General features: G+C 61.1%; 24 protein-coding genes. 14 read left to right on the forward strand and 10 right to left on the reverse strand.

Going from position 1 to position 24030, the window contains the following annotated elements; translation table 11 throughout:
* The first annotated feature begins 20 nt into the window (after positions 1-20).
* The 4 genes from HX818_RS09895 to HX818_RS09910 are packed head-to-tail and all read left to right on the forward strand — an operon-like array spanning position 21 to position 3949.
* A complete protein-coding gene (locus HX818_RS09895) occupies positions 21-1400 on the forward strand; it encodes an APC family permease (RefSeq protein WP_023658770.1) in 1380 nt (459 codons plus the stop codon).
* 39 nt (positions 1401-1439) lie between these two features.
* Positions 1440-2930, forward strand: a complete 1491-nt coding sequence (locus HX818_RS09900; protein WP_177019958.1) for an aldehyde dehydrogenase — start codon at positions 1440-1442, stop codon at positions 2928-2930.
* Positions 2931-2957: 27 nt separating this feature from the next.
* Positions 2958-3455, forward strand: a complete 498-nt coding sequence (locus HX818_RS09905; RefSeq protein WP_256346299.1) for a GNAT family N-acetyltransferase — start codon at positions 2958-2960, stop codon at positions 3453-3455.
* A gap of 17 nt (positions 3456-3472) precedes the next feature.
* Positions 3473-3949, forward strand: coding sequence for a GNAT family N-acetyltransferase (locus tag HX818_RS09910; RefSeq protein WP_177019960.1), 477 nt, complete (start codon positions 3473-3475; stop codon positions 3947-3949).
* Positions 3950-4114: 165 nt separating this feature from the next.
* Here HX818_RS09910 and HX818_RS09915 read toward each other — a convergent pair whose 3' ends face one another.
* Positions 4115-4603, reverse strand: coding sequence for an HIT family protein (locus HX818_RS09915; RefSeq protein ID WP_177019961.1), 489 nt, complete (start codon positions 4601-4603; stop codon positions 4115-4117).
* A gap of 141 nt (positions 4604-4744) precedes the next feature.
* Here HX818_RS09915 and HX818_RS09920 point away from each other — a divergent pair, with 141 nt between their 5' ends.
* A complete protein-coding gene (locus tag HX818_RS09920; protein WP_087692424.1) occupies positions 4745-5074 on the forward strand; it encodes a DHCW motif cupin fold protein in 330 nt (109 codons plus the stop codon).
* Between the two features lie 14 nt (positions 5075-5088).
* Here the strand turns inward: HX818_RS09920 and HX818_RS09925 are convergent, their stop codons facing one another.
* Positions 5089-6003, reverse strand: coding sequence for a LysR family transcriptional regulator (locus tag HX818_RS09925; protein WP_003207349.1), 915 nt, complete (start codon positions 6001-6003; stop codon positions 5089-5091).
* Between the two features lie 118 nt (positions 6004-6121).
* Here HX818_RS09925 and HX818_RS09930 point away from each other — a divergent pair, with 118 nt between their 5' ends.
* Positions 6122-7354: a cation:dicarboxylate symporter family transporter gene (locus HX818_RS09930; protein ID WP_177019962.1), complete on the forward strand. Its 1233-nt coding sequence runs from the start codon at positions 6122-6124 to the stop codon at positions 7352-7354.
* A gap of 138 nt (positions 7355-7492) precedes the next feature.
* On the opposite strand, the gene HX818_RS09935 is transcribed toward HX818_RS09930, so the two are convergent.
* The 4 genes from HX818_RS09935 to HX818_RS09950 all read right to left on the reverse strand — a co-directional run bounded on the left by HX818_RS09935 (position 7493) and on the right by HX818_RS09950 (position 11739).
* Positions 7493-9103, reverse strand: coding sequence for an argininosuccinate lyase (locus tag HX818_RS09935; protein WP_177019963.1), 1611 nt, complete (start codon positions 9101-9103; stop codon positions 7493-7495).
* Positions 9104-9124: 21 nt separating this feature from the next.
* A complete protein-coding gene (locus HX818_RS09940; RefSeq protein WP_008435327.1) occupies positions 9125-10372 on the reverse strand; it encodes an OprD family porin in 1248 nt (415 codons plus the stop codon).
* 285 nt (positions 10373-10657) lie between these two features.
* A complete protein-coding gene (locus HX818_RS09945) occupies positions 10658-11134 on the reverse strand; it encodes a copper chaperone PCu(A)C (protein WP_003207356.1) in 477 nt (158 codons plus the stop codon).
* A complete protein-coding gene (locus HX818_RS09950; protein WP_177019964.1) occupies positions 11134-11739 on the reverse strand; it encodes an SCO family protein in 606 nt (201 codons plus the stop codon). The genes HX818_RS09945 and HX818_RS09950 overlap by 1 nt, the downstream gene beginning before the upstream one ends.
* Positions 11740-12004: 265 nt before the next feature.
* Between HX818_RS09950 and HX818_RS09955 the strand changes: the two genes are divergently transcribed.
* Both HX818_RS09955 and HX818_RS09960 read left to right on the forward strand, forming a co-directional pair.
* Positions 12005-12388 (forward strand): DUF2946 domain-containing protein, encoded by a 384-nt coding sequence (locus HX818_RS09955; RefSeq protein WP_003207359.1) that lies wholly within the window; start codon positions 12005-12007, stop codon positions 12386-12388.
* Positions 12389-12450: 62 nt separating this feature from the next.
* Positions 12451-13005 carry a putative natural product biosynthesis protein gene (locus HX818_RS09960; RefSeq protein WP_087692422.1) on the forward strand — a complete coding sequence of 185 codons (555 nt, stop codon included), beginning with the start codon at positions 12451-12453 and terminating at the stop codon, positions 13003-13005.
* Here HX818_RS09960 and HX818_RS09965 read toward each other — a convergent pair.
* Complete coding sequence (locus HX818_RS09965) at positions 12980-13909, reverse strand: aromatic alcohol reductase (RefSeq protein ID WP_177019965.1); 930 nt, start codon at positions 13907-13909, stop codon at positions 12980-12982. The two genes, HX818_RS09960 and HX818_RS09965, sit on opposite strands and share 26 nt — an antisense overlap.
* A gap of 90 nt (positions 13910-13999) precedes the next feature.
* Between HX818_RS09965 and HX818_RS09970 the strand changes: the two genes are divergently transcribed.
* Positions 14000-14404 (forward strand): helix-turn-helix domain-containing protein, encoded by a 405-nt coding sequence (locus HX818_RS09970; RefSeq protein WP_003207365.1) that lies wholly within the window; start codon positions 14000-14002, stop codon positions 14402-14404.
* Here the strand turns inward: HX818_RS09970 and HX818_RS09975 are convergent, their stop codons facing one another.
* Positions 14405-15331, reverse strand: a complete 927-nt coding sequence (locus HX818_RS09975) for a LysR family transcriptional regulator (RefSeq protein WP_003207367.1) — start codon at positions 15329-15331, stop codon at positions 14405-14407.
* A 149-nt stretch (positions 15332-15480) separates the two neighbouring features.
* Between HX818_RS09975 and HX818_RS09980 the strand changes: the two genes are divergently transcribed.
* Both HX818_RS09980 and HX818_RS09985 read left to right on the forward strand, forming a co-directional pair.
* Complete coding sequence (locus HX818_RS09980; RefSeq protein WP_003207368.1) at positions 15481-16503, forward strand: NAD(P)-dependent alcohol dehydrogenase; 1023 nt, start codon at positions 15481-15483, stop codon at positions 16501-16503.
* Positions 16500-17666: an MFS transporter gene (locus HX818_RS09985; protein ID WP_177019966.1), complete on the forward strand. Its 1167-nt coding sequence runs from the start codon at positions 16500-16502 to the stop codon at positions 17664-17666. Before HX818_RS09980 ends, HX818_RS09985 begins: the two co-directional genes overlap by 4 nt.
* 16 nt (positions 17667-17682) lie before the next feature.
* Here HX818_RS09985 and HX818_RS09990 read toward each other — a convergent pair whose 3' ends face one another.
* On the reverse strand, positions 17683-18426 hold the full coding sequence (locus HX818_RS09990; protein ID WP_003207372.1) for an SDR family NAD(P)-dependent oxidoreductase: 744 nt from the start codon (positions 18424-18426) through the stop codon (positions 17683-17685).
* Between the two features lie 282 nt (positions 18427-18708).
* Here HX818_RS09990 and ispC point away from each other — a divergent pair, with 282 nt between their 5' ends.
* On the forward strand, positions 18709-19950 hold the full coding sequence (gene ispC / locus HX818_RS09995; protein ID WP_102368856.1) for a 1-deoxy-D-xylulose-5-phosphate reductoisomerase: 1242 nt from the start codon (positions 18709-18711) through the stop codon (positions 19948-19950).
* Here the strand turns inward: ispC and HX818_RS10000 are convergent, their stop codons facing one another.
* The gene (locus tag HX818_RS10000; protein WP_003207376.1) at positions 19951-20898 is read right to left on the reverse strand and encodes a LysR family transcriptional regulator; all 948 of its coding nucleotides are present in this window, start codon (positions 20896-20898) and stop codon (positions 19951-19953) included.
* Positions 20899-21152: 254 nt separating this feature from the next.
* Between HX818_RS10000 and HX818_RS10005 the strand changes: the two genes are divergently transcribed.
* Together HX818_RS10005 and HX818_RS10010 are read left to right on the forward strand one after the other, a co-directional pair.
* Complete coding sequence (locus tag HX818_RS10005) at positions 21153-23285, forward strand: FUSC family protein (RefSeq protein WP_177020122.1); 2133 nt, start codon at positions 21153-21155, stop codon at positions 23283-23285.
* A 73-nt stretch (positions 23286-23358) separates the two neighbouring features.
* Positions 23359-23862 (forward strand): FadR/GntR family transcriptional regulator, encoded by a 504-nt coding sequence (locus HX818_RS10010; protein WP_003207381.1) that lies wholly within the window; start codon positions 23359-23361, stop codon positions 23860-23862.
* Positions 23863-24030 lie beyond the last annotated feature (168 nt).

The raw sequence follows: 24030 nt of genomic DNA on the forward strand, positions 1-24030 counted from the left end.
CCCATTTCCAGGAGTCACCCATGAATACAATAACAAACGTGACCGATACACCCGCTCATCAATCCTCACCCAAAGCCGCCTCGTCCCGCCGCTTCCGTCAGCCGCTGGGTCTTATCGGGCTGGTGTTGTTCGGCCTGGCGTACATGGTGCCGCTGGCGGTGTTTACCACCTACGGGCTGGTGACCCAAATGACCAAGGGCCACTTGCCGACCGCCTACATGCTGACTCTCGCCGCCATGCTGCTGACGGCCTACAGCTATGGGCGCATGGTCCAGGCGCATCCCTATTCGGGCTCGGTCTACTCCTACACCCGCAAGGCGTTTGGCGCCTACTTCGGCTTCATCGCCGGGTGGACCCTGTTGCTGGACTACATCTTCCTGCCGTTGCTCAGCTATTTGCTGATCGGCATCTACATGTCCGAGTATTTTCCCGGGGTGCCGACCGCCGTGTGGGTGCTCGGCTCGATTGCCCTGGTGACCACACTGAACCTGGTGGGCATCGAGTCCATCACCCGGGTCAACTGGATACTCATCGTCGCCCAGTTGGTGTTCATCGTGGTGTTCGTGGCGTTGTCGGTGCACACCCTGAGCGAGCAGTCCGCACCCGTGTCGCTGCTGGCGCCATTCCACCATGAAGGCTTCAGCGCGCCGCTGATCATGGCGGGCGCCGCGGTGCTGTGCCTGTCGTTTCTTGGCTTCGATGCGGTGTCGACCATGGCCGAGGAAACCCCCAACCCACGCCGCACCATCCCGTTGGCGATCATGGTGGTGTCGCTGTTCGGCGGCCTGCTGTTCCTGCTGGTTTCGTATTTCGCGCAAATGGTGTTCCCGCAATGGAACAGCTTCGTCGACCCGGATGCCGCCTCGGTGGATGTGATGCGCCGGGTGGGCGGCGAACTGCTGGTGACCGCCTTTACCGCAACCTATGTCGCCGGTTGCTTCGCCTCGGCGATGGTCTCCCAGGCCAGTGTGTCGCGGGTGCTGTTCGCCATGGGCCGTGACGGCGCGCTGCCCCGTGTGCTCGGCAAGCTGGTGACGAAAAAGCGCGTGCCCGCCACGGCCATCGTGCTGGTCAGCCTGTTCTCGCTGATTGCCTTGTTCATCACGCTGGATACCGTCGCCAACATGATCAGCTTCGGTGCGCTGTTTGCGTTCTCGGCGGTGAACCTGGCGGTGATCAAGCACTACCTGGTCGACCAGAAGTTGCGCGGTACCAGGAACTACTTGCTGTACGCGGTTGTGCCGGCGCTGGGGTTCCTCAGCACGATCTGGCTGTGGAGCAGCCTTTCCAGCCTGTCGTTCACCATCGGCCTGTGCTGGATGGGGCTTGGGCTCCTGTGCCTGCTGGGCATCACGCGGGGGCTGCGCGTGAAGATGCCGGAGCTGCAGATCGCCGAGTGAACCCCTCGTTTATCCATCGCCATTCATTGGGAGTACAACGTGTTCGACCTTAACTACTGGCAACAGCGTGTTGCCCGCCAGACGTTCATCAACACCGCCCTGATCGGTGGCCGCTCAGTGAATGCGGCATCCGGGGCGACCTTCGATGCCATTAACCCTGCGACCCAGCAGTTGCTGTCGCGGGTTGCAGCCTGCGGTGACGCAGAAGTCGACCTGGCCGTGCGCAGCGCACGCCAGGCCTTCGAGACCGGCCCCTGGCGACGGATGCCGTCGGTGGAGCGCAAGAAAATTTTGATCAGGCTCTCCGAATTACTGATGACCCACCGCGAGGAACTGGCGCTGCTCGATTCGCTGAACATGGGCAAGCCGGTGATGGACGCCTACAACGTTGACGTGCCCGGCGCCGCCAATGTGTTTGCCTGGTACGGCGAAGCCCTCGACAAACTCTACGATCAAGTCGCGCCCACCGCTCACAACGCGTTGGCAACCATCACGCGTGAAGCACTGGGGGTGATCGCGGCGGTGGTGCCGTGGAACTTCCCGCTCGACATGGCCGCCTGGAAACTCGCGCCGGCGTTGGCGGCCGGTAACAGCGTGGTCTTGAAACCTGCCGAGCAGTCGCCGTTTTCTGCCCTGCGCCTGGCCCAGCTTGCCCTGGAAGCCGGTGTCCCGGAAGGTGTGTTGAATGTAGTGCCCGGCCTCGGCGACAGTGCCGGCAAGGCCCTGGGGCTGCACCCCGACGTGGATTGCCTGGTGTTCACCGGCTCCACTCAGGTGGGCAAATACTTCATGCAGTACTCCGCCCAGTCCAACCTGAAACAGGTGTGGCTGGAGTGTGGCGGCAAGAGCCCGAACCTGGTGTTTGAGGACTGCCAGGACCTGGACCTTGCGGCGCAGAAGGCCGCCTTCGGCATCTTTTTCAACCAGGGCGAAGTGTGTTCGGCCAACTCCCGTCTCTACGTGCAACGCTCCATCCATGACGAATTCGTCGAGCGCCTGATCGCCAAGTCGCGCGCCTGGATGCCGGGTGATCCGCTGGACCCGGGCAGTGCGGCCGGTGCCATCGTCGACAGTCAGCAAACCGCACGCATCATGCACGCCATCAGCCAGGCCCAGGGGGAGGGCGCCAGGCTGTTGTGCGGTGGCGAACAGTTGGCCATCAATGGCTCCTCCAACTTCATCCAGCCAACCATTTTTGCCGACGTGACCCGCGACATGGCCCTGTCCCGTGATGAAGTGTTCGGCCCGGTGCTTGCGGTGAGCGCTTTCGACACGGAAGAGCAGGCGATACAGCAGGCCAACGATAGCCTCTACGGCCTGGCGGCCTCGGTCTGGAGTGATGACCTCAACCGTGCGCACCGTGTGGCCCGTGCCCTGAATGCCGGGACGGTGTCGGTCAACACCATCGACGCTCTGGATGTGGCGGTGCCGTTCGGTGGTGGCAAGCAATCCGGGTTCGGGCGTGATTTGTCGCTGCACGCTTTTGACAAGTACACGCAGCTGAAAACCACCTGGTTTCAGCTGCGTTGACTCAAGCGGTTATCCGGTCGTGTATTTATGCGTGCGCGACCGGCACAACTACAGGCAAAATCAGTGCGAACTCAGAGGGCTTTGAACACCATGGTCACTATTCGCGTAATGAGCACTGCCGACTACGACGCCGTGCTCGAACTGATGCAGAAAACGCCTGGCATCTCCCTGCGCGATGCCGACTCCCGCGAGGCCACTGAGCGTTACCTGGAGCGCAATCCAGGCATGAGTTTCGTCGCCGAGGTCGATGGGGGGCTGGTTGGGTGCGTGATGTGCGGGCACGATGGCCGGCGCGGGTATTTGCAGCACTTGCTGGTGCTGCCCGCGTATCGGCGCCAGGGTATTGCGAACGCGTTGGTTGAGCGCTGCCTCACCCGCCTGGCGCAATTGGGCATCCGCAAATGCCACCTGGATGTGTTCAAGACCAACGACAGCGCTGCCCGTTATTGGAAGGGCCAGGGCTGGCAGCTGAGGACCGATATTGATCGCTATTCGTTTACCCGACCGGGTGACGAGAACGCCTGACGTCCATGGAGGGACAGATGCTCGAGATACGACGCGCCACGCTGGAAGATGCACAGGCAGCCTTCGACATTCGCCTGTTGGCCATACGCAGCCAATGCATCGGCGCCTATACGTCCGAGCAGATGATGTTGTGGACGCGAGGCTCGGCTGAAAATGGTTATGCAGCGCTGATGGACAAGCATTTTTACCTGGGATGTGTCGACGGTGAGCCGGTCGCTACCGGTATGCTGGATCTGGCGAACAACGAAATCGGTGCGCTGTTTGTGCTGCCCGGGTTTACCGGACGCGGGATTGGCAAACAGATACTGGCGTATCTGGAAGCGTTGGCGCAGGAATTGGGGATCGAGGAAGTGATCCTGGACGCGACGTTGAACGCGGCGGATTTTTATCGACGGTGTGGGTATGTGGGCGATGAGCAGGCGATCTACCACTCGCCATCGGGGTTGCAGTTGGCCTGTATTCCTATGCGCAAACACCCCCACAATGTTCGCTGACCCACCCAAAACCTTGTGGCGAGGGGGCTTGCTGTGGCGAGGGAGCTTGCTCCCGCTGGGTCGCGAAGCGACCCCAATAAAGCCAGCGCAATCTGACTGAAAGAACTCGCTGACCATCTTGGGGCTGCTACGCAGCCCAGCGGGAGCAAGCTCCCTCGCCACAGGTCATGTGTCGTCCTGGGTATTGAACTCCGTACGCAAACACCTGATCACCTCGCTCACCGAAGCTCCTTGAACCACCGGCGGCGTAGGGCTCTCACCAAACTCCCGCCAGATAAAAAGCGTCAGCTCCGCACCGTCGGTAGCCTTCTGCTGCGTCCCGAAATTCTGCAACACCCGATAGCGCTCGTCCTGCCAGAACAGCGCTTCAACCCATCCATACACCGGTATGAAATGAAAGTGCAGCGGGAAGCCCGGCATATGCCCGAACCGGCTGATGTAAAGCCACTTGGGCTTCAACTGAGCCTCCATGACCCGCTGGGTTTTGGCCAGCAACCCACCCAGCTCCGCGAGCGCCGCATCGGGCATCTCGGCCAGTGAGTCAACCGGCGCCTTGGCACCCAGCATCAGGTAGCCCGGCAGTGCGGATAACAGGTGATGATTGAGCAGCCAGTGCTCGGTCTCATGCACAATAAAGGATGGATCGATCTTCATCGACGGGCTTCCATGCGAAGAGGCTTGGCAGGATACCAAGAGTCATCGCCCTGTATCCCGCAAATGCAGCGGATCTGTCTCTATCGCGGCATTCACCTTATAGATACGGTTCATCCATACCTATTCAATGCCGAGAAAACCATGGACCTGACCGCAATCCCCTTTGGCACCACCGACTGGTCGACCCTCGAGCCGGTGATGCATCCCGGCGAAACCGGCAGTGCGTATTGGCGCACCTGCCAGTTCGGTTCAACCCGCGTGCGCATGGTCGAATACAGCGCCGGTTACCTGGCTGATCACTGGTGTTGGCGCGGGCATATCCTGCTGTGCCTGGAAGGTGAGCTGCACACCGAGCTGGAGGATGGCCGGCAGTTCACGCTGACTGCCGGGATGAGTTATCAGGTGGGCAATGACATGGAGGGGCATCGTTCCTCCACTGCCATTGGCGCAAAGTTATTTGTGGTCGATTGACGTTCCATCGGCCTTCAACCCTTGCGATAAACCCCCGCCAACTCCCGCGCCAGCCCAATGAAATTCTGCAACGGCGTCGACGGATTGAACGCGCGCCGCACCAGGGTGATCGGTGCCAGCAACCTTGGCCGTGCATCGCTGATCCGGCAGTACACCACGCTTTCGCGATGCACGTCGCGCATCGACGCCGGCACCACCGAGATGCCTTCGCCTGCGGCCACCAGGCTGACGTTGGTCAGCATGCGCTCCACTTCAAAGGCGATCTTCGGCTCGAAGCCGGCGTTCTGACAGGCCTTGATCAGGTTGGCGTACATCCCCGGCGCGCCGGGGCGGCGGACCAGGATGAAGCGTTCGTCCTTGAGGTCGGCCATGGTGATTTTTGGCTCGGCGCCCTTGAGCAGCGCATGCCCGACGGGCAGGGTCAGCAGCATTTCTTCGTTGAGCAATCGGTGGAACGTGAGGCTCTGGTGGTCGCCCACCGGTGCGCGGAGGATGCCGATGTCGATGCGTTTTTCGATGGTGTCTTCGGTGACTTCCCGGGCGCTGCCTTCGTTGATCGAGAGCTCCACGCCCGGGTATTGCTCGCGGTAGGCACGGATGATTCGCGGGATCAGCGGGTGGGCGGCGGCGGAACTGGTGAAGGCAATGACCAACGTGCCTTCGATACCCTGGGCAGCGCGAGCCGCCTTGAGTGAACCTTGCTCGACGCGGGCGAGGATCACTCGCGCTTCATCGAGAAACACCAGCCCGCCGGCAGTCAGGTCGACGCCCTTGGGGTGGCGCTTGAACAGGTCGAATCCCAGCTCTTGTTCGAGGGCACGTATCTGTTGGCTGAGGGGCGGCTGCTGCATGTTCAGGCGAGCGGCAGCGCGGGTGAAATGTCGCTCTTCGGCCACCATGATGAAATAACGTAAATGGCGAAGTTCCATGGTGGTATATCCCGTGACAAGACTTTATTATTTGTGGCCTGAATGCGCCTTGGCGACCAATATGCCGAAAGTGGCCTGATCCGACAATAACAATAAATAAAAAGACCATGGAGCATTGATGTCGACCCGATTTTCGAATAACGCCACCTTGCCTATTTTGATTGCCATTGCTCTTGGCATGGTGTTGGGGCTTTTTTATCCGGGCGTGGCAGTCGAGATGAAGCTGCTCAGTGACGCCTTTATAAAAGTGGTCGGGTTACTGATGCCATTTCTGTTGTTTGTGCTGGTGTCGACCGGTGTCGCAGGTATCAAGCGCGAGCCCCACCATCGGCATGTAGTGGGGCGGATCGTGGTGTATTTCCAGCTGATGTCCCTTGCTGCATTGGTGTTGGGAATGTCGACGGGGTGGTTGTTCAGCCTGGATCATACGGCAGTGGCTAACCTGGATTTTGATCATCTGACACCGCCTGCCGCGCCCGAAACGCTGTTGCACGAGCTGTCGATGACCTCGATTTCGTCCAGTCTTTACAAGGTTTTCACCCAAAGCCTGGTGCTCCAGGTGATGCTGGTGGCGGTGCTGTGCGGCCTGCTGCTGGGGCGTGGCGGCCAGGTCGCAAACCGCTGCCTCGGTTGGCTGGAAGCGGCGGTCGCCGGGTTGTTCTGGTTGCTGCGGTTTATCCTGAAGTTCGCACCGCTGGCGGCGTTTGGGGCGATGGCATTTGTGGTGGGAAAGTACGGTTTAAGTTCGGTGCTGCCGCTCTTGAAGTTCATTGTTGTTATTTACCTGGTTTGCGCGGTGTTCGTCATTCTAGTGTTCGCCACGATTACCCGCCTGCTCGGCGTTAAATTGAGCCGGCTAATTGCTTACTTGAAAGAAGAGTTGTTGTTGGTGACGTTCACCGGCTCTTCAGTGGCCGCACTTCCAGGTTGCGTCAGCAAACTTGAGGCGCTGGGCTGTGATCGCCAATTAGTGCGCCTGGTGTTGACCACCGGGTATACGTTCAACTTGGCCGGTACCAATCTTTACCTGACTACTGCCATTATGTTCTTGGCGCACCTCGCCGGAGTGGAGATTGCCGTACCCGAGTTGCTGGCGGTGCTGGTGATCTGCCTGTTCACGTCGCTGGGGTCTACCAGTGTCGCGGGCTCGGCGCTGTTTACCCTGATTGCTACCTTGAACATCCTGCAACTGGTACCGCTGGAAGGGGTGGGTTTGTTGTTGGGAGTGGAGCGGCTGATGAAGTGTCGGTCGTTGACCAATGTGCTGGGCAATTGCGTGGCGTGCCTGGCGATATGCGGGTGGCAGAAGTCGATTGACCATGAGGTGTTGAAGCGGGAACTGAGTCACTGAGCCGAACATGCTTTCCAGACCCAAACGCGGTCAAATGTGGGAGCGGGCTTGCTCGCGAATGCGGTGGGTCAGCCAATAAATCTGCTAACTGATACACCGCCTTCGCGAGCAAGCCCGCTCCCACATTCAGATCGCATTTCAGCCCTTGGCGTTGAGCAACTTGTCGAAGGCCTTGTCCAGGTTGCCTTCAGCACCTTTCAGCTTCTCACGACGCTCCTTCAACCAACTCTGGTCCGCGTCGAGATTCTTGCGCGCCTCCACCAGCATCCGCTTGACCTCTTCCGGCTGCGGCCCACCCGTACCCTTGCGAGTCTTGACCATCGTGGTCGGCGACAGTGCAGCACGGAAACCGGCCTCATCCAGCGGCAAGGTATTCGGCGTCCATTTGTATTTGTCCGCGGCTTGCGTGTACAGCTTCTGCGCGTCCGCATACGCGAAGGTCTTCGGCGTGGTGCCATTGCTGCGCGCCTCGGTGACGATCAACGAGGCGAAGCTGTGGCCAATGCGGAACGGCACCTTGAACTGACGCTCCAGGGTGTCGGCCAACTCCATGGACGTGGTCCATTCCGACTCCAGCTCATCCAGCGCTCGCTGCGGGTTGATCTGCAGCGCGTCCAGCACAGCATCCATGCTTTTGAACATGTCATCGGTGGACTGGAACAGCCCCAATGAATCGAACGCAAACTTGTAGTCGGTCATGCCGGTGGTGACGTTATGCGCGCGCAAGGTCACGGTTTGCGCCAGGCCCACCACGTCGGAGGCCGATTCCCGGGTGCGCATCAACAACCCCGGGTTGCGTTTTTGCGGCATCGCACTGCTGGTGTAGGTGGACTCTTCGTCCAGCAGCAACCAGGGGCGGATCTGATGGTACTGGGTATGGATATCGCCAATCATCGCGCCGATGCGGATCGCCGAAGACGCCGCGAGGTTGGCCGCCTCGATCGGGATGTCGTAGGTCGACACCTGGCTCGAATCCAGGGAGTTTTCCCGCACGCCGTCAAACCCCAGCAACTCGGCCAGGCGTTCGCGGTTCAGCGGGTAAGCGGAGTTCGCCAGTACCGCGGTGCCCATCGGGCTCAGGTTGAGGCGAGTGTAGAGTTCACGGATGCGTTGGCCGTCGCGATCAAATGCGGCTTCGAACGCCAGCAGGTAGTGCGCATAGCTGATGGGCATGGCCTGCACGCCGTTGGTGTAGGCGGGCACCAGGGTGTCGATGTTCTTGTCGGCGATGTTCAGGATACGTTGGCGGGTGGCGTTCAGTGCCTCGCTGTAGGCCAGCACCTGGGAGCGCAGTTTGGCCAGGCGGTAGGTGGCGAGCATGTCCTGGCGGCTGCGGCCGGAGTGGATCAGCGACGCTTCCGGACCGATCTTGTCGGTCATGATTTTTTCCAGTTGCAGCACGTCTTCCGGGCGCTTGCCATCGGGCTGGTCGGCCTGGTCGATGGCAAAGCGCACGCCGCCGGCGATCTTGTGGCCCATGTCCGGCTTGACGATGCCTTCTTCGGTGAGCATCACGATCGAGGCTTTGTTGATGCGGTTCAACCAGGCGAACTGGGTTTGGGTCGGGTCGCCCTTGGCCTTGTGGACGCTTTGCGAGGAGCCCGGCGTGGCGCCGACTTTGGCCGCCTGGGCGGCGCATTCTTCGGTGGTTTTGCAGGGCAACGCGCCGGTGTCGGCGGCGTAGGCGCCGTAACTGCTGAACAGGGCAAAGGCGACGGCCAGGTGGATCAGGCTTTTTCTGCTATTCATGTGCAACGCTCCGGGAAAAAATCACAGCAAGGGCAGGGTGTAGCTGACGATAAAGCGGTTCTGGTCGATATCGCTGCCGCTGCCATTGCTGCGATACGTGCCATTGCGCCATTTCACTTCAAGGTTCTTCAGGGCACCGCTCTGGAACACGTAGCCGATATCGGTGTTGCGCTCCCACTCGGTGCCTTCCAGGGTTCGGGTACGCACGAAGTTGTCACCCTTGAGGTAGCGGGTCATGAAGGTCAGGCCGGGGATGCCGAGGGCGGCGAAGTCATAGTCGTAGCGGGCCTGCCAGGACTTTTCCTCGGGGTTGGCGAAGTCCGGCGAGATCATCACGTAGTTGACGAGGTAGGAGTCGGTACCGTCCAGGTGGGGGAAGCCGGTGGTGCCTTTCATGCGCTGGTAGGCGGCGCCGAACGAGTGGCCGTGGAGGCTGTAGGTGAACTTGGCACCGAAGGCCTGGTTGTCGATGTTGCTGTTGCCTTCCTTGCTGGAGTCGGCGTAACGCAGGTCGGTCTTGAACGACTGCGCGTCACCCAGTGGCAGGGTATGGACCAGGTTGAAGATGTGTTGCTTGTAGTTGTTCTCGAGGTTGGCGTAGTGGTAGCCGGTGACCAGGGTTTTGGTCCAGCTGTAGCTGGCACTGGCGAAGTCGAATTTATCGCTGGGCACGGCGCCCTTGATGCCTTTGCCGTCGACTTCGATGTCTGCATGGCCGCTGTCGTTACGCAGGGTGTTGCTGGTCAGGCGCCCGGCATCGAAGGTCAGGCCGGCGATGTCCTGGCTGGTCAATTGAGTGCCGCGAAAGGTCTGGGGCAGCAGCCGGCCATCGTTGGGCAGTACGGTCGGCAGCTTGGGGATCAGCGTGCCGAATTTGAGCACGCTTTTGGAGATCCGCGCCTTGGCGGTGGCGCCCATTCGACTGTAGCTGTCCGGTGCGCCATCCTCGCCCACGGGAAGCAGGCCGGTGTTTTGGCGGTCGGGGCTTGAGTCCAGTTTCAAACCCTGCAGGCCAATGGCATCGAGGCCAAAGCCCACCAGGCCTTCGGTGTAACCCGACTGGTAATTGAGGATCAGCCCTTGGGCCCACTCATCGCGTTTGGACTGGCTCGCGTTGGGCTGGCGGTAATCGCTGTTGAAGTAGAAGTTGCGAAATTCGAGGTCGGCCTTGCTGTCTTTGAAAAAGTCAGCTTCGGCAAAGGTTGGGAAGGCGAGGGTCAAACCGAGGGTGGCCGAAGTCAAGCCCAGGGTAATGGGGGATTTGTTCATTGTTATTCCCGTTGTCTGCTGCTTATTTTTAGAATTATCTGGCCGGACGGCGACAGGGAGACGCGTCCGGCTTGCGCAGGCTAACGAGTTGTATTGCAGATTGAAAATATATAGAAAGTGTTGATGCGAGACGAAAAAAGTATGAAGCGGGCGCCCGATTTTTCAGGCACTGAAGGGCCAATGTGGGAGCGGGCTTGCTCGCGAAAGCGGTGGATCAGTCAATACATCCGGTGACTGTCACACCGCATTCGCGAGCAAGCCCGCTCCCACATTTTGATCTGCGCTTTAGTGCATCTTGCTGTGATCCATGGTTTCCGTCGCATTCAACGCACGGGCTTGGGCCTTCACTTCGATCGACTGCTTTTCACCCTTGGCATTTTCCACGGTGACGGTCAGCGGCACTTGGTCGCCTTCTTTGATCTGGGCGGTGAGGTCGATCAGCATCACGTGATAGCCATCCGGGTCGAGCTTGACGGCCTTGCCGGCGGGCAATGGCACCGAGTCCACCGGGCCCATGCGCATCACGTCGTCCTTCATGGTCATCTCATGGATCTGCACGGTCTTGGCGACCGGCGACGCCACGCTGAGCAGTTTGCTGTCGCTGTCGGCGGTGACGGTCATGAACGCACCGCTGGACGGCTGGCCCGGTACCGAAGCGCGTACCCAAGCGTCGGTGACCACTGCCTGTGCACTGGCGTGGGCGGCGAGGCCCAGCAGGGAGAGACCGAGGGCGAAGCGCTTGAGGTGTTGAACGGCAGTCATTAGCAGACCTCCATGACGGTGAGCAGGTCTTCTGCGCACTCTTTGGCGTTAAGCGAGGCAGACAAGCCCAGGCGCAGGGTGCCCCGGGTGTCGAACACAAAGCTGGTGGCGGTGTGGGAGAGGGTGTAGCTGTCGCCGGCGGGGATCCTTTCATAAAAGATCCCGAATTCCTTGGCGGCCACGGCGATTTCTTCCGGGGTGCCATACAGCGCCTGGAAACTGGGGTCGAAGGCCTTGACGTAGGCGTCGAGTATCTTGGGCGTGTCGCGTTCGGGATCCAAGGTGATAAACACCACCTGCATGATCTTGCCGTCGCGGCCCATTAGTTTTTTCGCCTGGGCCATGCGCGCCAGGGTGGTCGGGCACACGGCCGGGCACTGGGTGAAGCCGAAGAACACCACCGGCATCAAGCCACGGAAGGAACTCAAGGTGACGGTCTCGCCGTCGGTGTTCTTGAGCTTGAAGGTACGGCCCATGATCTTGTCGCTCAGATCCTTGCCGTACTTGAAGTTCAGTTTCGGGCTGTTGTCACAGCCGGCCAGCAGGCCCAGGCCCAGCAATCCCATGCCGGAGAGGACTTTGCGGCGGGTGAATAACGTACTCATCAACTGTGCATCCTGTGAAGCGCCTGGGTACCACGAAGCGTTAAATCAGGCGAGGAGAGCGTGGCATTCTAACAACCCGGGCCTCTGGGCGTAATCTGCGACGTTCTGTCACAGGCCCTGCCGGGCAAGACCAAATGTGGGAGCTGTCGAGCTTGAGCGAGGCTGCGAAGGGATCGGCTCGGTACTCCTGCAAGACCATGGCGCCTGCATCGCAGCCTCGCTAAAGCTCGACAGCTCCTACAGGGGGAATGGTAAAGTCGCCGCCATGAAACTCTCCCGCCCGGACCGTTCACTCATTGCCTGGACCCTGTATTTTTGCGTCCTGTTCAATGTGTTCGTCTGCGGTTTGGGCCATGGGCAGATGATGGGGCTTGAGCTCAATGGCCTGGGCGGTCAGTTCTGCTCAAGCCTGGGCACCAAGGCGCCGGCCTCGGATGCCGGCCTGGGCAATCCGACGGCCAGCAGTTGGTCGAACTTCTTCGCCTGCCCGGTGTGCTCCGCCGTGACCCTGGGCATCGTCTTCCTGTTTTGCCTGGCCTGGCTGTTGGGCCTGGGGCAAAAGCCGCGTCCGGCCCATGAGCGGCGCAACAAGGCCCCTCCGCGGTATTCCTGGCCTTCGGCCAACCCTCGCGCTTCCCCTGCATTCTGACGTGTGCCCCGGGCTTCCTGATACCAGGAGGCGTTCTATCGTCACGAGTGTGAGTGCGTTCCATGAGCTCTATCCTGCCTTCCGGCGCTGCCCGTCTGGTCAGCAAGGCGTCGCGCCGTCCGTCCCGCAGCGACGTGTTGCTACCGTCTGTCGAATACCCGAGTAACGCCCGCTGTTTCGTCCACCTGGATGCACGGTTGCTGCCGTACTGGCACACCTTGTTCGACATCTGCCCCGGTTTGCTCAAGCTTGACCCGCCGGAGGGCTTGAACCTGTTTCGCAGCTTCATGACCTGGGCTTACCGCAACCGTCCCTCCCTGGACTGGACCTACCATGTAAACGTGTGCCGTTGGCTGCTCGGTTCGGTGTATCGCACGCAGATCGATGAAGAACCCATCGAAGCGTTCATGACAGCGGCCGCGGCCCGTTGGGTCAGCGATGACACCAGCCAGGTCCGGGGCGTGGTTGTGGCCTGGCAAGGCGCGCCGCTTCAGGTGGTGGACTGGAAGCCGGGCAGTGGCGTGGCGCTGCAAAGGCTGCCGCCGCTGCCCTGGGATTTCGCCTGGTGCACGTTGGACAGCCAGGGGCAGTTCAGCGGGTGGTTGCCGGTGCCTTGAGGTTCTGCTCAATCCATTGGGCAACGCTGGTCACGGCGATCTGTTGTTGCCCATTGAAGGTAATGGCAGGGTCCCAGGCCACGCCGTTGCCTTGGGCGAAGGCCACCCGGTATTTCATCAGGTTGTCCTCGGGTGCAGCGGCCAGTTCCGCTTCCAGGTAGCGCACCGACCAGCGTTCGCGTTTGAGGGTGAGCCCCAGTTGCGCATCCACGGTATCGGCCAGCTCGCCGTAGGTCAGGGTGTCGCCGGCGGTGTACACCACCTGATTGGTTTTCGGCGGCGTGCTGAACAGGATGCGTGCCGTCAGCAGGCCGATGTCCTCAGGCGTGGTGACGGTGACAGCGGTGTCCCAATCTCCCAATGCATGCACGGTATTCTGCGCCAGGTCGACGACGCCGAAGGACGGTTCAAACAGGAAGCTGGTGAACATCCCGGTGGAGACAATCACCCATTGCGTGCCTTGCTGGGAGCGCAGCAAGTCGCGCACGTCAAGCTGTTCATCCCAGAGGTCCTGGGCCGAACCGCGGCCGATCACGTCGTAGTCCACACCGAACTGCCACGGTACATAACGTTTCACGCCGCCTGCGATGACCGCGCGGGTCAGCTTGCGCTGAGTGCCGGGGCCTGCGGCAAAGCCGATGCAACTGATCACGGTGTGATAGTCGGCGAACACCGTTGCCAGCTCGGCCTCGGAGCCATTGGCCAGGTCACCCGCCAGTAGCTCAATGCCCAAGGCGCGCAGTTCGATGATTTCCTGCTGTTTGGCCGGGTCGGGGGAGTTCAGTGTGGCGGGGCGCAGCAACACCGTCACAGACACATTTTGCGGTGCAGCCAGGCGGGACAGTTGGCGCAGTACCGCCAGGCCCAGTTCGCCGGCGCCCAGTACAAGGATCGAAGCAGTCATAGGGGTCTCGGTTCAGGTGAAAGTCATGCCATGCTTGCAGAATTGCCGACCGCGCATAAGAAGGCACACCAGTGATACCGGGAGTAGAAGGTGGATAACGACGAGATCATCAGGCGCTCACAAGCCGCCTGTGAAGCCCTTAGCGCCGATGAAGACGGGCTCAAACGGCAGGTGCTGACCCATGCGGGAAACCGCTGGTCGTTGGGCATCGTGCACCTGTTGGGCGTGAACGGCCGGCTGCGCCACGCCGAGATCGGCCGACGCATGGAGGGCGTCACCCAGCGCATGCTCACGCGGACCTTGCGCCAGCTGGAGCGCGATGGCCTGGTGCTGCGCCATGACTTCCAGGAGGTGCCGCCCAAGGTCGAATACCAGCTATCGGAGTTGGGCAAACAGCTGCTGGTGCACATGATTCCGTTGTGGACGTGGGTGGTGGAAAATGCCGACGGATTCAGGCGATCCCGGGAGCAGTTCGACGCTGATCAGGCGCTGTGATCAAGACGTGGGCCGGCAGTCTGCACGTTTGCTCGCAGGCCCATCCTCGGGAAACAGGTGCGCATGCAGGTAGTCGATAAACACCCGCAGCTTGGGCGTTGGATGGCGGCCCGAAGGCCACATGATCCGGAAGTTCTCTGCTTCCGAACACGCCTCCAGCACCGGCACCAATTGTCCGCTGTCGAGCCATTCACGAATGGCGAAATCCGCCAGGTAGGCGATGCCGATACCTTGCACGGCAAAGCAGATGCGCGCTTCCAGGTTGTTGCAGACCATCGCGGCGGGCAGTGGGAAATCAGCTTCCACCCCGTCCTGGCGCAGGGGCCAGCGCTGCATTTTGCCAGTGTTGGGGTAGCGGAACTTGATGCATGCATGCTGAGCCAGGTCTTCCGGCCGTTGCGGCGTGCCGCGCTCGGCGAGGTAAGCCGGTGATGCTACCAGCAGCATCCGGTAGCCGCCGATCAGGCGCGATGTGAGGCGCGAGTCGGGCGCTTCACCGCTGCGCAGCACGGCGTCGTAACCTTCTTCCACCACGTCCACGCGGCGGTCGGTAAAGCTCAGGTCCAGCTGCACCTCGGGGTAGGCTTTCTTGAATTGCGCGAGCACCTGCAAGAACGGATGGCCCACCAGCGGCAGGCTGACCTTGAGCCGGCCACGAGGCGCCGACACGGTTTGCGAAAGCTCGGCTTCGGCTTCGTCGATCTCCATCAGGATGCGCCGGCTGCGCTCCAGAAACAGCTCGCCCTCGGCAGTCAGCGTGACGCTGCGGGTGCTGCGGTTGAACAGGCGCACACCCAGGCGTTCCTCCAGGCGTACCACGCTCTTGCCGACTGCCGAGGCCGTTACGCCCAGCACGCGCCCGGCGGCGACAAAGCTGCGGGTTTCGGCGACCTGCACAAAAACATTCAGGGTGTTGAGGCTGTCCATCGAGGCTCCGGTTTGGCTGAGGCGAGGCCTGGCTACCTTATCCCGATTGCGGAACAAAAGCTCCGTAGACAGTGGAGCCGGCGCCCCCTTAATCCCGTGAGGACAGGCCCATATCCTTGTGGCATTGCCCATTCACGAGGAATACCAAGATGACCGACACCATGAAACGCTGGGAAACACCTGCATTGGGACTGCACACACTGCGCCTTGCCGACGTGCCACGCCCCATCGCGAAGGCCGGGGAGGTATTGGTGCGCGTCGAGGCCGTCTCGCTCAATTACCGCGACGGTGAAGTGGTCGAAAACAGCATGGGTGCCGACCTCACATTCCCATTCACGCCGGCCTCCGACATGGCGGGCACGGTGGTCGCCGTGGGCGAGGGCGTTACGCGTTTCAAGGTGGGCGACAAGCTGCTGTCGACGTTTTTTGCCGGATGGGTCGATGGCGCTCCGCTGTCCTGGAGTGAAGCGCCGCCTCAGGGTGGCCCGCTCCCCGGCATGCTCGCCGAGTACGTGGCAACACCTGCCGAATGGTGCGTGCATGCGCCCCTCAGCCTCACCGCAGGGCAGGCCAGCACCTTGCCAGTGGCCGCCTTGACGGCGTGGATGGCGCTGTTCGAACTGGGCCACCTGCACGCCGGCCATACCGTGGTGGTGCAGGGCACCGGTGGCGTCTCGCTGTTTGCGGTGCAACTGGCTGCGGCCAATGGTGCCCGCGTTATCATCACCAGTAGCAGCGATGAAAAGATCGCGCGTGCCATAGAGCTGGGTGCCACCCATGGCATCAACCGCAGCCGGGTACCGGAATGGCACACGGCGGTGCAAGCGCTGACCGATGGGCGTGGCGCCGAACATATCCTGGAAATGGCCGGCGGTGACAACCTCACGCGTTCCCTGCACGCGGTAGCCAACGGTGGGCGCATCTCGGTGATCGGCCTGCTGGAGAGTGACCAATTGAATGCTCCGGTCATGGCCTTGCTGGGCAAGCGGGCCTCCATCATCGGCATCTCCGTGGGGCCGCGCCGCGCATTGGAAGATCTGATTGCCATGATCGACCGCCACGGCATCGAGCCGGTAATCGATCACACCTACGGCTTCGAGCAAGTGCCCGAAGCCTTCGCTCATCTCGGGCGCGGTGCCTTTGGCAAGATCGTGATCGAGGTCGGCCGGTGATCTACATCATTCTGGGTCTTTTCGGCCTGTACACCCTGGAGTTTGGTGTGGTCGGCATTTTACCGATGATCGTCGAACGTTTCGGCATCAGCGTGTCTCAGGCCGGGTTACTGATGGGCTTGTTTGCGCTGATCGTGGCGGTGCTCGGGCCTTTCCTGGTGCTGATGGCGTCGCGCCTGGCGCGCAAGAAAATCCTGGTGGGCGCGCTCTTTGGTTTTTCCGTGTGCAGCGTGCTGTCGGCGTTTGCGCCGAACTTCGAAACCTTGATGGCGTTGCGGGTAATTCCGGCGATGCTGCACCCGGTGTTTTTTGCCGCTGCGTTTTCCACCGCGGTGTCCTTGTACCCCAAGGACCGCGCGGCGCATGCCACGGCCCTGGCCGTGGTGGGCACCACCTTGGGCCTGGTGCTTGGGGTGCCGCTGACCACATGGGTGGGCGCGAGTATTTCCTATGAGGCATCGTTCTTCTTCTGCGCTTTGGCAACGGGGTTGGCAGGTGTCGGACTGCTGTTGAAACTGCCCCATCATGAACGCCCGATGCCGCTGAGTTTCGGCAAGCAACTGGCGGTGCTGCGCAGCCTGTCGGTGTGGCTGGCGATCATCGCGACGGTGCTGGTGTTCACCACGATGTTTTCGGTCTACAGCTATGCCGCCGAGTACCTCAGGACCCAGACCGGCATGGATGGCCAGGCCATCAGCATCATGCTGGTGATCTTCGGCGTGGGCGGCGTCACGGGCAACCTGTTGGTGGGCCGGTTATTGGGCAAAAGCATGGTGGCGACGGTGGTGCTGTACCCCATTGTGCTGGCGGCGGCGTACGTGGTCTTGTACGCGTTCGGCAGCCCGTCGTGGTGGTCGATGAGCTTGATCGTGCTGCTGTGGGGCGCTGCGCATACCTGCGGGCTGGTGGTCACGCAAGTCTGGCTGACCTCGTCGGCGCCCGAGGCGCATGAGTTCGCAACCAGCCTGTATGTGTCCTCGGCGAATGCCGGCGTGGTGATCGGGGCGTCCGTGGGCGGGCTGTTTATCAATGCATTCGGCACCACCGGAGTGATCGGCTGCGGCTTGATATTTGCCGCACTGTCATTGCTTGTGATTGGGGGGAAGGCCTTGGCGTTCGGAGGCGCCAAGGCATTGCCCGCAGACCTGTGCGCTGCGCATTAGGACTGCGGGGCCATGGTCAACGCAGGGTGTAGCCGCCGTCGACCACCCAGTCCTGGCCAAACACACTGCGTGCGCCCTGGCTCAACTGGAACAGGATCACATCGGCAATAGCGCCCGGCTCCAGGAATTGCCCATTGAGCAGGCGCTGATTGACTGTGGTGGCAACGCCGCCCAACGCTTCGTCACTGAGCCCCAAGGTGCTCCAGATCGGCGTGGCGGTGGGGCCGGGCGATACCATGTTCAGACGAATGCCATGGGGCGCCAGCTCCACCGCCAGGGTGCGCATTTGCGCCCGCAAGGCGGCCTTCGAAGCAATATACGCGGCGAGCCCAGGGAAGGTCGCCAGCTCCAGGAATGTACCGATAAATACCACCGACGCCTGGGCGGCCATTTGCTCGCGTAGGCTGCCGAGGGTGTTGAGAGCCGCGGCTCCATTGACGGCCCATTGCCGGTCAAAGGCGGCCAGGTCCAGGCCATCGGCCAGTTGTGCGATCCCGGCATTGGGCACGAGGTAATCCACCGGTCCGATGGACGCCGTCAACTGCGCCAGGCGTGCCTGGTCGGCAGCCTGGGTGACATCCCCCGCCAGCCAGTAGAGCTGCTCGCCAAAACGCTCCGCCAATGCGCCCAATTCGCCAATCTGTCGCGACATGGCGACCACTTGCGCACCTTGCTCAAGCAGCTTGCAGGTGACAGCCAGGCCGATACCTGAACTGGCACCGGTCACTACGGCAAGGCGGTGGTTGAAGTCATTGTTCATGGGGTTCTCTTTATAGATTGCCAAAGGGGCGCGCAGCACTGATCAGGATTCATGCCATATGAAAAGTTCCTATAAATCAGTTAGATATATTTTTTGTAGTCGATATGACACGAGTGTTATGTAGTCCTTATGACGTGCTGTAGTCGTTATGACCAAGGCCCGTTTTCGAGCTGATCGAAGGCTTGGCTTTTTTGCGATAGTTGTTGGCGTTATCGCGATGACGGCACTGGCACTTTCCTTGGTTAATGGCGGTTGTTTTCTCTACGTCAGGCTCATTACGTCATGTCGCTTATTCCGCGCAAAAAAGTCATTCGCCAGGTGATCGCCACCCGTCAACGCTTGCAAGCCATCAGCGTGCTGGGCGCTACCGGTTCGGTGGGCGTCAACGTATTGGACGTTATCGCGCGTCACCCCGAGCGCTATAAAGTCTTCGCCCTCAGCGGGTTCACCCAACTGGAGCTGTTGAAAAAACAATGCTTGTTGCACCGTCCGGACTACGCCGTGGTGCCCACGCCGCAAGCCGTGGCGACGCTGCAGAAGCAACTGTTGGAGGAGGGCTCTCAGACTCAGGTAGTGGGCGGCGAAAGCGGTCTGAAATTCGTCGCCGGTCACCGGGATGTGGACACGGTGGTGGCCGCTATCGTCGGTGCGGCGGGCTTGAATGCAACGATGGCCGCCGTCGAGGCCGGCAAGAAAATCCTCCTGGCCAACAAAGAGGCACTGGTGATGTCCGGTGCGTTGTTCATGCAGGCGGTGCGCAGCAGTGGGGCGGTGCTGTTACCGCTGGACAGCGAGCACAACGCAATCTTTCAGTGCCTGCCGTCCCATGCTCAACACGGCCTGGCCCACGCGGGCGTGCGGCGCATTCTGTTGACTGGCTCCGGCGGGCCGTTTAGCCAAACGCCGATGGCGCAACTGCACAACGTAACGCCGGACCAAGCCTGCGCTCACCCGAAATGGTCCATGGGCCGCAAGATTTCGGTGGACTCGGCAACCCTGATGAACAAGGGACTCGAACTGATCGAGGCCTGTTGGTTATTCGGCGCCAGGCCGTCCCAGGTCGAGGTAGTGATCCATCCGCAAAGCGTCGTCCATTCGCTGGTGGATTACGTCGACGGCTCAATGCTCGCGCAGTTGGGGAACCCGGACATGCGCACGCCCATCAGCCATGCCCTGGCCTGGCCGCAACGGATCGATTCAGGGGTTGAACCACTGGATTTGTTCAAGGTGGCCCGGCTGGATTTCGAAGTACCGGACGAGAAGCGCTTTCCTTGCCTGGCCCTGGCGCGCGAGGTGGCGGATGTGGGCGGCACGGCACCGGCGTCGCTCAATGCGGCCAATGAAGTCGCGGTGCAGGCCTTTCTGGACGGACGCATCGGCTTCATGCAGATCGCCGAGTGCATCCGGCATGTGCTGGACAAGGAGCCGGTGGTGGCGGTGACGGACCTGTATGGCGTCATGGAGGCCGACGCCAGTGCCCGCCGGTGGGCACTCGGATGGCTGAATCAGCACTATCAGCGATGATCAGCCGTAGCTGACCCGGTCGCGAATCTTCAGCACAGCCTTATGGTCGGCCAGCACTTCCGGGAGTGAACTGCGCAGGTACTCCACCCAGGTTTTGATTTTTGCATCCAGGTAGTGCCGGGAAGGGTAGATGGCGTACAGGCTCAGTTCTTCCAGGCGGTACTCGGGCAGGACTCGCACCAGAGTGCCGCTGCGCAGCCCCTTGATTGCCGCATGCACCGGCAGGATGCCCACGCCCATGTCGTTGCTGATGGCGGTCTTCATGGCGTCGACCGAGTCCACCAGGAACGGCGAGCTGCTGATGGTGACGCTCTCCTGGCCACGGGGGCCGTCGAACGTCCAGTCTTCCAGCGGGATCACCGGGCTGACCAGCCGCAGGCAGGCGTGGCTGAGCAGGTCTTGCGGCGTTTGCGCGGCACCATGGTTTTTTATGTAGGACGGTGAGGCGCAGACGATGCTGTAGGTCGTGCCCAGTTTCTGTGAAACGTGGCTGGAATCGGGCAGGTCAATGGCCAACACAATCGACACGTCGAACCCTTCGTTGACCAGGTTCGGCGTGCGGTTGCTCATGCTCAGGTTGAACGTCACGTCGGGGTAGTTCTTGCGGTAGCGTGCGATGGCGTCCACCACGTAGTGCTGGCCGATGCCTGTCATCGAGTGCACTTTCAACTGGCCGGTAGGGCGTGTGTGGGCGTCGCCGGCTTCCAGCTCCGCTTCCTCGACGGAGCGCAGGATTTGCTCGCAACGCAACAGGTAGCGTTTGCCGGATTCGGTCAGTGCGGTACGGCGTGTGGTGCGGTTGAACAGGCGGGTTCGCAGGTGGGTTTCAAGGTTGGAAATGGAGCGCGAAATATGGGTGGTGTTGCTATTCAACTGCACTGCCGCGCCAGTAAAACTGCCGACTTCGGCAACGCAGCGGAAGATGCGCATGTTCTGCAGGATGTCCATCGATGCTCTCCAGGTGGAACGTTTTTTAGTGTGGCATGAACTCATCCACGGCTGTAAACGCTATTTATTGTGGATTTTTACGTAACAGTCATTCACGTTTCTGATGACTTACCGGGGCGCATGGAAGCCCCTAGAGTCGCCGCCCCATTTCCCGTCAGCCGGAAGGTCGCGTGCCTCGACTCACTGTTCGTCGTTTCAATATCGCCGGTAGAGCGGGCCGCTGGCTGGTGTCGCTGCCCTGGCGCCGGGGCTTCATGGAGTGGGCCCGCAGCGATGGGGTGATGTGGATCTACCTGGGCAAGGTATTGATCGCCTCGTACCTGACCCTGTGGCTGGCGATGCGCCTGGAACTGCCACAACCGAGCACCGCGATCACCACTGTGTTTATCGTGATGCAGCCCCACAGCGGGCACGTCCTCGCCAAGAGTATCTATCGCTTCATCGGCACGTTGGTGGGCTCATCGTTCATGGTGCTGTTGATGGCCCTGTTTGCCCAGAGCACCGAGCTGTTTCTCGCGGGCCTGGCATTGTGGGTGGGGTTGTGTTCCGGTGGTGCCGCGCGCAATCGCAACTTCCGCGCCTATGGATTTGTGCTCGCCGGCTACACGGCGGTGATGGTCGGGCTTCCCGTGGTGGGCCATCCGCAGCAGGTATTCATGGCGGCCGTCTGGCGAGTGCTGGAGATCACCTTGGGGATCGTCTGCGCGACGCTGATCAGCGCCACCGTATTGCCTAAAACCTCCAGCGTGGCGATGCGCAACACGTTGTACCAACGCTTTGGCCGCTTTGCCGGATTTGTGCGGCAGCGCCTGCGTGATACCGGTGACCAGGCGGCCTTCGAGAGCACCAACCTGGGGTTTATCGCCGAGGCCGTTGGCCTGGAAGTAATGCGCAGCGTCAGCGTGTTCGAAGACCCTTACATGCGCCAGCGCAATGGGCGAATCAACCGCCTCAACAGCGAGTTCATGGCGATCACCACGCGTTTCAACGCGCTGCATCAACTGCTTGAACGGGTTCGCCTGCGCGGTGGCGTGGAGGTGGTCCAGGCCGTCGATCCGGGGTTGATCGCGTTGGCCGAGCTGCTCAAACCCTTCGCCGGGCACCCATTGACGGACCGTGACGCGGCCGTGCTGTCCACCGAACTGAAAGTCTACAAAGCCGGCTTGCCAGACCGGGTCCGGCGCCTGCGTGCGGCGTTGCAACATACCGCTCCCGTAGCCGATGACCTGCTGGACTTTCACACCGCGTATGAACTGCTCTACCGCTTTGTCGACGAGCTGCACAGCTACGCCCAGACGCATGCGTCCCTCGCCGATCACAACCATGTGCGAGAGCAATGGAACGAACCGTTTCAACCTCGGACCAACTGGCTGGCGACCCTTGCGGCCGGGTTGCGCGCCGCGGTGGTGTTACTGGTGCTCAGTACGTTGTGGATTGCCACCAGTTGGCCCAGCGGCGCGGCCATGACCCTGGTGTCGGCGCTGACCGTAGGCCTGTCGGCGTTCTCTGCCAACCCCAGGCGCATGTCGTTTCAAATCGCCTGCGGTACGCTACTGGCCGCGGTGATTGGCATTTTCGAAGTGTTTTTCGTGTACCCGATGATCGACGGTTTTCCGTTGCTGTGCGTGGTCATGGCGCCGGTGATCGTACTGGGTTCGTTCTGGCTGGCGAGGCCGCAATTGGCCGGCTATGGCCTGGGCATGCTGGTGTTTTTCGGCACCAGCTCAGTGCCTGCCAACCTGACGCTGTACAACCCCTACGGGCTGATCAATGACTATCTCGCCATGGTGTTTGGCATGTTGGTGTGCGCCGCGGCGGGGGCGATTATCCTGCCACCCAACAGCCCTTGGCTGTGGCGCCGGCTGGAACAGGATCTGCGCCGCCAGGTGGTGGTTGCCATCAGCGCGCCGTTGCCGGCGCTGGGCTCCGGTTTCGAAAGCGGCACCCGCGACCTGCTCAACCAGGCCTACAACTTTGCGGCGGGCAGGGCATCGGTGCAGCATCGCCTGCTGCGCTGGACGTTCGTGGTACTGGACGTGGGGCACGCGATCATCGAGTTGCGCCGCGAGCAGGCCCGGTTGCCGGCGCAGGCCTGTTACGCCGAGAGCATGCCCTGGCGCCTCGCCATCCGGGCAATGGGTCGCGCACTGGTGCGGTTGTTCGTCAAGCCTGGGCCCGGTTATTTGCAGCGCGCGCTGGAGGCTGTCGAGCACGCCATTGAGTGCGTGCAACAGACCGATGAGCCATTCGCCGGGAACTTTGAGACTTCAGCCCTGAGACGGGTGGAAAGCTACCTGCACTTCATCCGCACCTCGCTGCTCGACCCGCAATCGCCGCTGGTCCACTACAACCAGCCGGGAGAAAAAGTGGCGCAATCGAGCGACTAGTTGGCGGGCCGGAAGGAGTCTGGATGAGCATCAATCTCTATACTCGAGGGGCATGATCTTTCAGGAGTTGCCCATGTACGCCGGTCTTTGCAATCACGCCTGGGTCGCTTCGATCATCGATGGCATTCGTGAACAACGTAGCGCGATCCGCGACCACCTGGAGGCCCAGTACCTGCTGGAAGTCGAAACCGCCCGACTCGCTGCGCGCCGTCGCACCCTGGAGGATATCCGCCGGTTGTGGCACGCCCTGGCGCGGCGTGGCGAATATAACCTCGGGGATCAACTCGACGATTTCGTCGACCGCGACCAGGCCTTGCACGGTGCGGTGGCCGTGGCTTCCCACAACGTGGTCTTGCAGTCGATGTACCGCGCATTCAGCTCTTCGTTCCACAGCCAGTATCTGGCGATTTTTGCCGACAACGAGTTGTATGAGCCGGGGCTTGAAGCCCATGCGCAAGTCGTCCAGGCGATTATCTTTGGCGATGAAGACGCGGCAGTCGAGGCGGTACGCGCGATGTTCGATCCCATGCTGGAAAAGCTCCGCTGGCTGTCGGAGCGAGACGGCACTGCAGCGTGAGTCGTTGTACTCGCAGTTGACTTAAGACCCTCGTGGAAAGCCCGTTCCAGACGCCTGCGCGTCGTCCTCATTGTTACAAAAACTGGAAAAGTGAATGCCCGTTTTGGCGGCTGTTTTCACAACCGCCAGGCCTATATCGTGCGCGCCTCCCGTCGAATGAAAACACTG

The organism is Pseudomonas sp. F9001, assembly GCF_013385435.1.
Classification (GTDB): domain Bacteria; phylum Pseudomonadota; class Gammaproteobacteria; order Pseudomonadales; family Pseudomonadaceae; genus Aquipseudomonas.